Raw genomic sequence first — 12,438 nt, 5'->3', positions numbered from 1 at the left:
TTTATGAAACTTGTTACCTATAGTACGGGCGCCGATCGGGCGACGGGATTTCTGGTCGATGACCACATTTTTGACCTTCAAGCCGCCGGGAATCATGCGGACATCCGTTTACCGGAAGATACAAGTCTGCTCGGCATTGCAAACACAGAGTATTTGCCGTTGCTGCGTGAAATGGCCGGGAGTTTCCCGAAGCCGGTCGATGAGAGTTGGTGTCGACCGATAAAAGACGTTTTATTGCACGCGCCTTACAGGCCTCATCAGAATATTCTGATCGCCGGCGGGAATACGTCTGACGAGTTTGTGGCTCAACGCACCAGGAACGGCAAACCAAAACTCCGCTATCACACTAAAGCCCCCTCTGCGGTGGCGGATCCTGGAACGCCGATTACGTGGCCCCGCGAGCTTACATCGCAGGTGCATGCAGAACCGCACGTCGCCGTAATCATGGGCGCGCGCACGCTTTTTGCGGATACGGACGATGTATTGGACAATGTGTTCGGTTATACCGTGGCCACCAATATTAATAGCTACGACCTTAAACGCAAACATGGTCAGTGGGATAAGGCTGTATCGCTTGATACGTTCTTTCCATGGGGACCGGTTGTCGTTACCGCCGATGATGTAAGTGTGCCGGAACTGGCCTGCCGGTTGTGGCTCAACGATAAAATGGCCGTAAGCGGGAATGCTGAATCCGGACTTCTCAAAACCGCGGAAATTCTTTCTGAAATAAGCTTCGGGATGACGCTTGAACCGGGCGACGTTGTTTTAACTGGGACTGCAGAATCTATTGGTCATGGAGAAGTTCCGGAAAGATGGCTGCAGGACGGCGATGTAATCCGAAGCGGCATCGCTTCAATTTGTGAAATTGAAAACCCTGTTGAGACATATTAAACCGCGCCGCTGCTGCGCATGGAATTGCCGATGTCGCGCCTGCAAGTCAACCGGACATATCGAAAGTATCGCCTGACAAGGTTTAGCAATAAATCATCGAACGCCTAAATCTATGGGACGCTGGGACGACAAAACTGAGATTGCGGCGCGTCGATGGGAATCCTGGCGCCCCCAGGACTATGCGATTACCGACCGCGTTTTGACCGATGTCATAAAGGACAAAGCGCGCCGGCGCCCGAACCATGTGGCTTTTCAATTTCGTAATTGCGGCATTTCCCTTGGCGAACTTGTTGAAACCTGGCGGCGCGTAGCGACCGGGCTGCAGAAAGTGGGCGTTTCCCACGGGGACAAAGTCGCTATCATGCTTCCGAATTGTCCGGAATTTCTTTACTCTTGGTTCGGCGCTAATGAAATTGGCGCAGTAGAGGTTCCGATTAATACGGCTTTGCGTGGGGAGGGGCTCGCCTATCAGGTCGATCATTCGGAAGCGAAAGTGCTCATCGTCCACGCAGATTACGCCGCACGCATCCAGCAGGTGGCGGATAGGCTGCCCAAACTGCAAACCATCGTGCGCGTTGGGGCCCCGGCATTCGATATGCCAGGCATCGAAACAATTTCATTTAATGAATTAAACTCGTTTCCCGTTCATTTGCCCGATATCAATGTCAGTTATCGCGATCTGGCCAGTATTCTGTATACTTCCGGCACAACCGGCCGCTCCAAGGGGGTGATGATCAGCCACCATTACTGGTACGATATTTGGAGGGAGGCGGTTAATTATGCGCGATACACGGATCTCGATATTCTTTATTCGGGACTCCCGCTTTTTCACGGCAATGCGCAGGGCCTGACCGTTGGCTCGTCCATCATGGCTGATGCTTCCGCTGTTATTGTCGAGCGATTTTCAGCCAGTCGTTTCTGGAATGACTGCCGCCAATGGGAATGCACTGCTGCAAACTACATTGGCAGCATGCTGCCAATTTTGTTGAAGAACGACGAAACCCCTGATGACGCGGATAATCCTGTGCGGTTAATGCTCGGCGCCGCTGCGCCGCAACGCCAGTGGGAGGAGTTTCAAAAGCGGTTTCAAACAAAATTGCTTGAAGTATACGGGATGACGGAATGTTACTGTTGTCTCGCGTCACCCTTCGACGCTCCCCGGCCGGGTTCTTGCGGAAAGGCTATTACCGGGTGGGATGTGCGCATCGTCGACGAGAACGACATGGAGCTTCCGCCGGGTGAAGTGGGTGAATTCATTGCGCGTTCAAACAGAATGTGGGTAGGAACAGCAGGCTATCACAGGAATCCTGAGGCGACACTTGATATGCTTCAGAACGGCTGGATACATACTGGCGATCTCGGTCGTCGCGACGAAGAGGGATATTTCTACTTCGAAGATAGAAAAAAGCAGGCGTTAAGACGGCGCGGCGAGAACATATCCTCGTTTGAAGTCGAATCTGTAATTTCTTCTCATCAGGCCGTTCTTGAATCGTGCGTGGTTGGCGTGCCTTCCGATATGGGAGAAGAGGAAGTTAAAGCGGTCGTCGTACTAAAGCCGGGCCAAAATGCAACCGAAGAGGATATTATTCATTGGTGTGCAGAGCGTATGGCTTACTTTGCAGTTCCCCGTTATGTGGCGTTCAGACCTGATCTTCCCAAGACGCCAAGCGAACGCGTAGAAAAATATAAGTTGAAAGCGGAAGGCGTCACCGCTGACTGCTGGGATCGGGAAAAGGCCGGTATTCAGCTAGAGCGTTAACTCCGAAGCGGATCAATCATCTCAGCTTTCGGCTAGCTTTTTAACGATGTCCACCGCATCGGCGTGTGATCCGTAGTCGGCGACGGCAAATATGGGCGCATTTTCATCGGTGTTTACAGCTATAATGGTTTCGCTGTTGCGGATGCCTTCCAAATGTTGCACAGCGCCGGAAATACCAAACGCTACATATACTTTGGGAGACACTGACTGTCCGGATTGACCAACCTGTCGTGATCGGGGCAACAGCCCTGAATCGACAAGCGGTCTCGAGGCAGCCACCGCCGCACCGCATTGCTGCGCCGCTTCCGAAACCAGTGCGACTTTTTCCGCTGTGCCGAGCCCGCGCCCTACGCCGAATACGATTTTAGCATATGACAAATCATTGTCGCTTTGCTCCGGCTCAACAATTTTTACACGTTTCACACCGTGACTTTCAGGTCGGCTTACATTGACATCTTCAACGATTGTATCGCGCGTGGGCCTCGGCTCCGGCCGCCAGCACCCGCTGCGAAGCAGCAACATACTGGCTGTCTCAGGAGACAATTCCAGCAAAGCATTGACTTTGCCCGAGAATATTGGCCGTTTGATGACCACGGTCCCGTCGTCTTTCCGCGAAAGGTCAATTATCTCGTTTAAAAATATTGCGTCCTGTTTCACTGCTAGCGCAGCGCATGCTGCGGCGAAATCCCATGTATTCGGAAATAAAGCCTCTTGGCAGTCCGTATGCTTGAACAAAACTTCAAGCGCCCGAATTCTCTCATGGATCGTCGGTTCTGCGACATCCATTCTTACAGCATATAGCCGATCGGTAAGACCAAGCGCCGCCTCAGGTATGTCGGCCGTGTTCCACAATAAAACGGCGAGCGCCGGCTTTTTGCCTATTTTTTCTGACGCGCTTAACAGCTCTTCCGTAGAAGGATGTAATTGACCGGAAACCGTATCGGTAATGACAATGGGGCGACTAATTTGCAGCCTCCTTCAGTATGGATTTGATTTTTTCCGCGATGGCGGCGGGCTCTCCCTCCAGCAATTGCGTATTTTTGCCTGCTGTTTCTGGAAGCTCCATTTGCGCCAACTTTATTCGAGGATTTGGCCTTCCACTATAGTCAAACGTCTCCACGGGCGCTTTTTTAGATTTTCTGGTATTTGCAAATGTTGCAGAGCGCGGCGTATTCATGCCCGTTTGAACTGTTAGCACTGATGGCATTGTGACTTCGAGGACTTCAAGCCTTCCGGCGCCGAGTTCGCGTTCGGCGGTAAGGCTTTGTCCGTCTTGATTAACTGTCAAAGAAACGACGACAGGCGTGAAGGGCAAATCGAGATTCGCGGCGAGAGCTGGGCCGGTGGCTTGTTGCGCTAAATCACTCGACTGCACGCCGCACAAAACCAAGTTCGGGTTTTCACTCCTTATCGCCTCCGCGAGCGCCGCAGCGACTGCAAGCGGATCAAGCAAAATCTCGTCGTCGATGTCTATTCTCAACGCCCGCTGAATCCCCAACGCCAGACATTTGCGCAGTGTTTGTTCTGTTTTTTCATTTCCGGCGCATATAGCGATTGTTTGACTGTTGTCATGCTGAGAAGCGAGTTTCAATGCTTCCTCAACAGCGTTTTCGTCTGCTTCGCTTATGCGGCGCTGTAAGAAGTGAGGATTCACGCCGGATGCATCTTCTTTCAGAATCGCTGGGCCCGGCAGGTAATTGGCTTCTTTTATGCAGACGACGATTTTCATGATATTCCGTATAAGCGACTAAAACAGACAGTTGCGACAAAACAATATTCAGATTTCGCGATAAATTGGACCACGCGACTTTACCGGTTCCAATAAGCCATCCTCGAGAAAGAATTCGGCCTCGCCTTCGAGGACAGGATTTTCTTCTATCGCCTGTCCTTCATAGCCGAGCGCGTTTCGCACTTGTGGATGCATGAAGTAAGCCCCTGCTAGAAAAAAACTGAATGCCATGAACATTTCGGGCGAACGATCCCGCAGTTCTTTCACAATCGCATCAGCGGAACCCTGCATTTCAAGAACAGAGTCCAGTACTCCGCGCATTCCCGGCGCAGCATTAAGTGCGCTGTCTATCCATATTCCACTGATATCGACTTCACTCGGCGCCGGCAGCGTATCGCCTGGCGGCATCAAAATGTCCGCGATTTCAGCAATCCGGGATCGTTGATTGCCGGTTAATGATTGCGCGTTTTTTGAATCACTCATGCCGCTGTCTCCTGATCGCGGGCAGTTTCGGCAATTCGCGTAGCGGCGCGTTTTGCGATTGCTGCAATTGTCGATGTTGGGTTGACGCCAAACGCAGTCACGAAAACGCTGCCATCCACAATATAAAGATTTGGTATGTCGTGACTCCGGCACCACGGATCGACGACAGAAGACGCAGGATCAGCGCCCATCCGCGCCGTGCCCAGCACGTGCCCTGGCGGTACGTTCCGCATCACAACAAAGCTCCGCTTTGCGCCAGCCGCGTCAAGAGCTTCTTTCATTTTCTCGCAATTCCAATCGATCATGGCTTTCGTGTTTTCAGCCAGCGTGTAATGAATACGCACAGCAGCTAGACCGTCACTGTCAGTTTGACTGGTGTCCAGCTCCACGAAATTATTCTCGTCTGGAAGGTCTTCCGCCACGACGGCCCACATAATTGTATGCCGTGCAGATTCTTTCATTGCTGTTTCAAAATTCGATCCCCAGAAAGATTCGCCGGATAAGCCTTCAGCAAGGGAGCGTCTTACCATATTGGAATAGGGGCCTACGCCGTCGTAAAGGGTCCAATAGCCTCCCCGGACGAAACCACGGTCGGGCTGCGATTCATAAAATTGCATCGATCCGATTTTTTGACCGCTGGGGCCCATTTCTTCGAATTCATCGTCAAAAGTACCGGCAACGCTGGCTGATGGATGAAGCATCAGGCGCTTGCCGACCAGGCCTGAACTGTTTGCGAGCCCGTTGGGAAATCTGGAGGATTGCGACATCAGCAATAACCTGGATGTGCCGATAGCATTTCCAGCGAGCACTACTAAAGCCCCAGGTTGAAATTGCTCGTTTCCGTCGCGATCTATGTATACCGCGCCGGTCGCCCGATTATTGCTATCCAGGGTGATTTCCTTGACGCGCGCGCCGGTTATTAATTGTGCGCCCTGCTTAATTGCTTCAGGCCAGTGCGTTATGTCCGTCGAGCCCTTCGCTCCCGCCGGGCAGCCTGTAACGCATGTGCCGTATCTTTTGCATGGCTCCTGGTTGCCGTGTGCCGCCGATGCAATGGCGTTAACGCCTGGCCACCAATGCCACCCAAGTGCGTTCATGCCTTCGGCGGCTTTGCGTCCTGTGTCGCCGATTGGCAGGGAAGGGAGCGGCGGCGGTTTGCCGGGCGGGTATGCCGGATTGCCGCCAACACCGGATGCGCCGAATTCAATGTCGGTGGATTCATAATAGGGCAGAAGGTCAGCATAGCTGATGGGCCAATCGTCGCCAACGCCGTCAAGCGTATATGCGCGGAAATCAGATGGGGTAGGACGCACCCACACAGCCGCAAACATGACAGTGCTGCCGCCAACACCATTATACATCATAATGGGAGGGCCGTCAGAGTCCTCTTGTATTATCGGGTAGTCCGCCGGCGTCGCCCGTAAGTTTGGATCAGCGCTCCATTTTTGTCCGGCTAATAAATCATGTTCCGCACGCGGACCGGGGTAGTCTCCTTGACTTGTCCAGTCGCCCTGCTCCAGCGCAACTACGGAAAAGCCGTTTGCGCTCAAATGTTTTGCTACAACGCCGCCAGATGCGCCAGCGCCGATAATCAAAACATCCGGCGTACCAGTCTCTTGCATATTTCCATCCGAAATGTTTGCGCAGGTTTACAGCCGAATTATATCGACCGGCCTTGCGTTATGAGTTCGCTCTATTTGGCGCAAGAAGCCAAAGCTCGTCTGTTCATTCATTCAATCACCTTGACACCTCCGCGGTACAATGACAGTGTGACACAAAATTTGAATAAAGTTCAAGAGGCGAATGGCGGCTTAATTGAGCGATCGGGCCAGCGTTAACCGACTGACGACGGCGCCGACTGGAGTAAAACCATAATTGTCTTGGGAGGCGACCGATGCGGACTACAAATACGAAAAAAACTCAGAATTATCTGCTCTTAACACCAGCCTTGTCGTTGAGTTTCTTTGCTTTCTCGCCTGATATTGCGCATGCACAAACTGAACCGGCGGCGAGTCAGGGGGGGCTTGACGAAATTGTCGTCAAGGCGCGTAAACGCGAAGAATCCCTGCAGGACGTTCCTGTCGTAGCGACTGTGATTTCGGAAGATGAAATCGAGCGCCGCAACCTCACTTCCATTGAGCGGATCGCCGGCAGTACGCCGAATTTATTTGTCGCCCGCGCGTCCAACGGTTCCGGCGCCACTATTTCAATGCGCGGTATCGGCTCGCAATCGACTTCAATTGCATTGCCGCAATCTACTGCAATCGTTGTCGACGGCGTGTATTACGGGTCGGGCTTTATTCTTAACGAGGCAATGTTTGATCTGGGTGGAATTGAAATCCTGAAAGGACCGCAAGCGCTATTCTTTGGCAAGAACGCAACCGCAGGCGTGATTTCGCTCAACACCGCCTCACCCACCGACGAGTTGGAAATAATTGCTCGAGCGGGTTACGAATTCAACGCAAAAGAAATATCCGGCGAAGCGATCGTTTCCGGACCGCTGAGCGAGTCATTAAAGGGGCGCATCGCGTTCAAGGCCCTTACCCAGTTTGGAAGCCTGTTCGACAATCAGGCTGTTGCGACCCCGGTCACTACCGTGGATACGGCGACAGGTGATGTTACAACGCGCACACAATTCCCAAACGCAGGCGATGGGCCTGGCACAACTGAATACTCCCTGCGCGGAACGCTTGTCTGGGAGCCTACTGACCGCTTTTCAGGCAATCTGAAAGCAAGCTGGACCAGTCGGGAAGACGAGCAAAACGCCTGGAATTATGTTCCGGTGGCGTGCGGCAACGGTACTGGCTTTACACAAGTTAATCCGGCTGTCCCGTGTAACCGGGATTTCATCACATATGTGCCAAACAGCCCTACAGGCATTGCCGGGAAGGCTCCATTCAGCCGTCCCGATGGTTCTAGTTACAATGAATATGAGTCGTTTCAGGTAACTGCCGCGCTGAATTACGATGCTGATTTTGGTTCCTTCACTTCGATTTCCAACTTCAACACGTTCGAAAATCTGTGGGGGCTCAATCAGAATGTTCATTCGCCCACAAGCTTTATTGCTGCTACTCAGCGTGTAAAGGTCGATACGTTTTCAAATGAAACCAGGTTCCAGTCGACGTTTTCCGGCCCCTTGAATTTCCTTTTGGGCGGCTATTATCAGAATTCAGAAATGGATTTCCTGCAGTCTAATACGCTCGCTGGTCTAACAGATTCAAGTCAGCCTGCAGATCTGGAGTTTCTTAATCTGCTTCGCCCGGGCGCAAATTCCGGAGAAACGCTCTCCTTTTTCGGCCAAGTTGTGTGGGACCTGACATCGCAGCTCGAGCTTGCCGGGGGTGCGCGCTATATTCACGAAACCAATGAAGGCACCGTCGTGTCGGAATATGTTCATCCGGCGCTGCGCGGGTTGTTTCCGCAGGATTTGAGAATTTCGGCGGATCAGGAATTTGACGACGTAACGCCTGAAGTGACGCTCACTTATCGTCCCGCGAACAATCTCACTATATACGGCGCCTATAAAACCGCTTACAAATCAGGCGGGTTTTCAACGAGCGCTGTTATTGTTGCGGCAACAGCGCCATCCGATCTGACTTTCGAGCCTGAAGAGGCGGAAGGCTTCAATTTCGGTTTTAAAAGCACGTTGTTCGATAATCAGTTCAGATTGAATATTGATGCTTATCGAACCGAATACACAGACCTCCAGGTGGATTTCTTCGATTCTGCAACGTTCCAGTTTATTACAACGAACGCCGGTAGTGCAGTGATCAAGGGTGTGGAAGTCGAGATGGAATACGCGCCTGCTGCGGCGCCCGGGCTGTTTCTAAGCGCAGACGTCAACTACAATGACGCTGAATATCAGGAATATATCGCGCCCTGTTATACAGGCCAATCGATAGCCGCCGGTTGTAATACGACTTTTGGGACTTCTCTTGGCCAGGACCTAAGCGGCGCGCCCACTGCGGTCGCACCTAAATGGACAGTTTCCGGCGGCGGCGTTTATACCGTCGATGTGGCGCGGTCTCTTGAGTTAGAGCTCGGTACGAATATCCAATATGTCGGAGATTATTTTGCCTCGAACTTCGCGACGCCGCTGTCATTTCAGGACTCTTATATCAACGTGGATGCTTCGATCATTCTCCGGCAGCCTGAGGGGCCGTGGCAGATTTCTCTAATTGGCCGAAATCTCACGAACAGTTTCCGAATCAGCAGCCACCTCGACCTGCCTAACTCCGGTTTCGGAACAGGGACGAATGCGGCAATTCCAGCCGATTCTATAGGGCTTGCGGATAACCCGCGCACAGTGATGGTGCAAATAAGCATGGAGTTGTAAGGCGTTGGCGACAACGGTTGGCGTTTGGTGATGAGCGAGGGTGAAGGAAACCTGCGGTCGATAAACAGGCCGGCGACAAAGCTGGAAAACGTTATCTGCGTAGATTCAGCTTATGACGTAGATAAGCGAACTCGACATACGGATATTGTCGTCACTGGCTCTTACTGCGGCGTGCTATGTGCGCGTTTCGCATCCTACTATCGCCCAGCGGCCGTGATCGGGGTGGATTGCGCCATCGGTCCGGAAGGCGCTGCAATTGCAGGCTTGTGGTACTACGAGGCGTTAAGCATTCCAGCGGCTGCTGCGGATGTCATGAGTGTGCGGCTGGGAGATGGGGCTGATGTCTATGAAAACGGCATCGTGTCCAGAGTAAACGAGCCCGCGCACAGATGCGGTGTCGTAAAAGGAATGAAAGTTCGCGAGGCGGTAGAGTTGATTCATATGAATCGTGAAAAACGATCACTGGAGCCATCAGAAATCACTAATCGTTCGGTCGTATATTCAGATGAGGACGGGGCGATTGTGTGTTCTGACTCTATTGCGTTTGCATTGCCTGAAGATAAACAACGCAACGTGTTATGCACCGGAGGGCATACCGGGCGCAGCGCTGTACCCTATCTGCTTTCGTCGTTCCCACGCGGTTTTATCTGCAGCGACGGCGGACGTGGCCGAGACGACTCCGGAATAGCAGCGCTGAAAATTGTCGGAGAAAAAGGGCTTCCAGGCGCTGCTGTGGACGCGTGCACGGCGCGAATGGGCGATGGTTTAAGCACATATCACGACGGCGTTATCACCGCAGCGAATAAATTAGCCGCAGAGCGGGGTGTTTCCGAAGGGATGCGGGCATCAGAGGCCGCCAGGGTGTTACTAAAGTTGGAGCGCTGATGCGCTAAATGATTGTTATGTTGAACAGCCATGAATGTTAGAAAAAATTCAGCCACGGCAAACGGCGATGTCCGCGCCATTAGCCGCGTAGGCATAGATATCGGCGGTACGTTTACTGACGTTGCTGCGGCTGGGTCAGATGGAAAAATTTATATCGGGAAGCGATTAACGTCGAGCGGTAACGAGCACCTCGCAGCCGCCCAGGCTGCCGGAGAAAGCGGCGTTGAGCTATCGTCCGTAGACTTGCTGGCTCATGGCACGACTTTGGTGATCAACGCTCTGCTGGAAAGAGAGACGGCGCGAACAGCGCTCGTTACGACCAAAGGGTTCGCCGATATACATGAACTTGCAACCGACGCGCGTCCCGAACCTTTTTGCTTGGATTTTGGGCGGAACCCCCCACTTGTTCCACGGGAAATGCGTTTTGAAGTTGATGAACGAATTGACGCTTTCGGCAATGTTCTGCAAAAGCCCGACACCGCCGATATTGATGAATTAATCGAAACCTTGCGCAATGCGGGCGTTGATTCGGTCGCCGTAGCGTTCATGAATTCATACAAGCAACCAGAGCACGAGATCGCTATCGGAACGGCGTTGCGCAAAGCGTTTCCTGACATTCCCATTACACTATCGTCCGATCTCAGCCAAAGGTCGCGCGAATACCAGCGGTTTACGACCGCCGCCGCCAACGCCGCAGTGGCGCCGCTCATGCGGAATTATCTATCGAGACTGGATGACGGACTGCGCGCATTAAAATTTGACGGCGACTTGGTCGTGCTTGACTCGAACGGAGGAGCGCAAAGTCTCGATGTCGCCATGGAATTCCCGTTGCGCACAGTCGAGTCCGGGCCGGTGTCCGGCGCATTAGCTTCCAGAAATTTGGCAATGGCGCATGGCGTGGCGAATTTGGTCACTTTCGATATGGGAGGGACAACAGCCAAAACCTGTCTTATCGAAAACGGTAAATTCACTTCAACTGATTTGTATTGGGTTGGCGAGTACGCGCGAGGTTTCCCGGTACAGGTTCCCTGTATCGATATTATCGAAGTCGGCGCCGGCGGCGGATCGATTGCCTGGCTTGAAAATGATGTACGGCTCAGAGTAGGGCCGCGTTCCGCAGGGTCCTCGCCTGGGCCGGCCTGCTATGGACTTGGCGGTACTGAAGTCACCGTAACCGACGCAAATTTCTACAGTGGCCGGATGCCGCAAACTCATCTGTCAGGGGCGTTGGCGCTGGACGCAGAAGCGGCGCACAACGCCATCGAGTCGCTCGCCGCTAGGGCGAATTTGCCGCCTATGCGATTGGCTTTGGGCGTTTTAAAGATTGCCGTACTTTCCATGGCTACCGCTGTACGTCGCCAAACGCTTGAGCGTGGCCGGGACCCGAGAGAGTTTTGGCTTGTCGCGTCAGGTGGCGCGGGCCCCATGCATGCCTGTGAAGTTGCGCGGGAAGTCGGCATACGAACAGTCGCCATTCCCATGCATCCGGGACATTATTCCGCAATTGGCATGTTAAGCGCCGATCTGCGTTTTGAGAAAACTGTTGCGGTAAACGAACGTTTGTCGGCGCTTACTCCGGACCAGCTTCATTCAATGATGACTGATATGCGCGCCTCGTTAGCTGACATGCTCGGTGGAGTGGGCGCCAGCGCCGAAAATATCGAATATGATTATTCGCTAATGTTGCGCTATGTCGGACAGGAACATTCATTGAAAATCGGGTCTGGGCAAAACAAACTATTCGTGCCTGAAGATTTCGAGGAGAAGTTCTCCCGATGGTTTGAGGAAGAGTATACTGTCAGGTTCGGTCATGCGAATTCCCTCTCGGAAATTGAAGTTGTTCAACTTGAAGTCGTGGGAAGGAGGGCGTTGCCTCACCCTGACATCGTTCCGGCTCATGCATCGCTCAAAGCCGAGCGCCGACACACGAAGGTGTATTTCGATTCCAGCGAACAGCCTCTTGATACGGTTGTGATAGATCGTCGAACGCTGTCCCGCGGAGATAAAATCGAAGGTTCAGCTATAATTTTTGAAGAAGGCTCGACTTCGGTGATACCGCCGGGAGCAAATGCTGAAGTCTTGGACGATATGACAATTTTGGTGACGCTTTAGTTATGCGAACAGTTTTTGCAGATTAATTGCGCCTTGAGTAAACGACTAATCGATGGAGGATTTCTATGTGGATGTGTAGGGCGTGCGGCGAAATTTACGACCCTGCCCAAGGCGATCCCGACAGTGGAATCCCACCGGGTACGGCTTTCGAAGATTTGCCGGAATCGTGGATCTGTCCCGTATGCGGTGCGAGAAAAGCGGACTTTGAGAAGATAGACGATTGATATTTCCCAGCTTCAACAG

10 protein-coding genes are annotated in these 12,438 nt (G+C 52.6%); 6 read left to right on the top strand and 4 right to left on the bottom strand.

The window, feature by feature from the left end; all coding sequences use genetic code 11:
• Positions 1-3: 3 nt before the first annotated feature.
• Both ACQK2Q_RS11560 and ACQK2Q_RS11555 read left to right on the top strand, forming a co-directional pair.
• Positions 4-891, top strand: coding sequence for a fumarylacetoacetate hydrolase family protein (locus ACQK2Q_RS11560; protein ID WP_425409896.1), 888 nt, complete (start codon positions 4-6; stop codon positions 889-891).
• A gap of 112 nt (positions 892-1,003) precedes the next feature.
• Positions 1,004-2,650, top strand: a complete 1,647-nt coding sequence (locus ACQK2Q_RS11555) for an ATP-dependent acyl-CoA ligase (protein ID WP_425409895.1) — start codon at positions 1,004-1,006, stop codon at positions 2,648-2,650.
• A 21-nt stretch (positions 2,651-2,671) separates the two neighbouring features.
• Here ACQK2Q_RS11555 and ACQK2Q_RS11550 read toward each other — a convergent pair whose 3' ends face one another.
• The 4 genes from ACQK2Q_RS11550 to ACQK2Q_RS11535 are packed head-to-tail and all read right to left on the bottom strand — an operon-like array spanning position 2,672 to position 6,484.
• Positions 2,672-3,598, bottom strand: coding sequence for an electron transfer flavoprotein subunit alpha/FixB family protein (locus ACQK2Q_RS11550; protein WP_425411155.1), 927 nt, complete (start codon positions 3,596-3,598; stop codon positions 2,672-2,674).
• A gap of 13 nt (positions 3,599-3,611) precedes the next feature.
• Positions 3,612-4,379: an electron transfer flavoprotein subunit beta/FixA family protein gene (locus tag ACQK2Q_RS11545; RefSeq protein WP_425409894.1), complete on the bottom strand. Its 768-nt coding sequence runs from the start codon at positions 4,377-4,379 to the stop codon at positions 3,612-3,614.
• Between the two features lie 48 nt (positions 4,380-4,427).
• On the bottom strand, positions 4,428-4,862 hold the full coding sequence (locus ACQK2Q_RS11540; RefSeq protein ID WP_425409893.1) for a hypothetical protein: 435 nt from the start codon (positions 4,860-4,862) through the stop codon (positions 4,428-4,430).
• Complete coding sequence (locus ACQK2Q_RS11535) at positions 4,859-6,484, bottom strand: GMC family oxidoreductase (protein ID WP_425409892.1); 1,626 nt, start codon at positions 6,482-6,484, stop codon at positions 4,859-4,861. The genes ACQK2Q_RS11540 and ACQK2Q_RS11535 overlap by 4 nt, the downstream gene beginning before the upstream one ends.
• A gap of 272 nt (positions 6,485-6,756) precedes the next feature.
• Here ACQK2Q_RS11535 and ACQK2Q_RS11530 point away from each other — a divergent pair, with 272 nt between their 5' ends.
• The 4 genes from ACQK2Q_RS11530 to ACQK2Q_RS11515 all read left to right on the top strand — a co-directional run bounded on the left by ACQK2Q_RS11530 (position 6,757) and on the right by ACQK2Q_RS11515 (position 12,419).
• A complete protein-coding gene (locus ACQK2Q_RS11530; RefSeq protein WP_425409891.1) occupies positions 6,757-9,198 on the top strand; it encodes a TonB-dependent receptor in 2,442 nt (813 codons plus the stop codon).
• A gap of 30 nt (positions 9,199-9,228) precedes the next feature.
• Positions 9,229-10,083: a hypothetical protein gene (locus ACQK2Q_RS11525; RefSeq protein WP_425409890.1), complete on the top strand. Its 855-nt coding sequence runs from the start codon at positions 9,229-9,231 to the stop codon at positions 10,081-10,083.
• Between the two features lie 30 nt (positions 10,084-10,113).
• Positions 10,114-12,195 (top strand): hydantoinase/oxoprolinase family protein, encoded by a 2,082-nt coding sequence (locus ACQK2Q_RS11520; protein WP_425409889.1) that lies wholly within the window; start codon positions 10,114-10,116, stop codon positions 12,193-12,195.
• A gap of 65 nt (positions 12,196-12,260) precedes the next feature.
• Positions 12,261-12,419: a rubredoxin gene (locus ACQK2Q_RS11515; RefSeq protein WP_425409888.1), complete on the top strand. Its 159-nt coding sequence runs from the start codon at positions 12,261-12,263 to the stop codon at positions 12,417-12,419.
• Positions 12,420-12,438: the final 19 nt, after the last annotated feature.

This window comes from Hyphococcus sp., from assembly GCF_965228385.1.
Taxonomy (GTDB): Bacteria; Pseudomonadota; Alphaproteobacteria; order Caulobacterales; family Parvularculaceae; genus Hyphococcus.
This window is presented reverse-complemented; position numbering and strand designations above follow the sequence as displayed.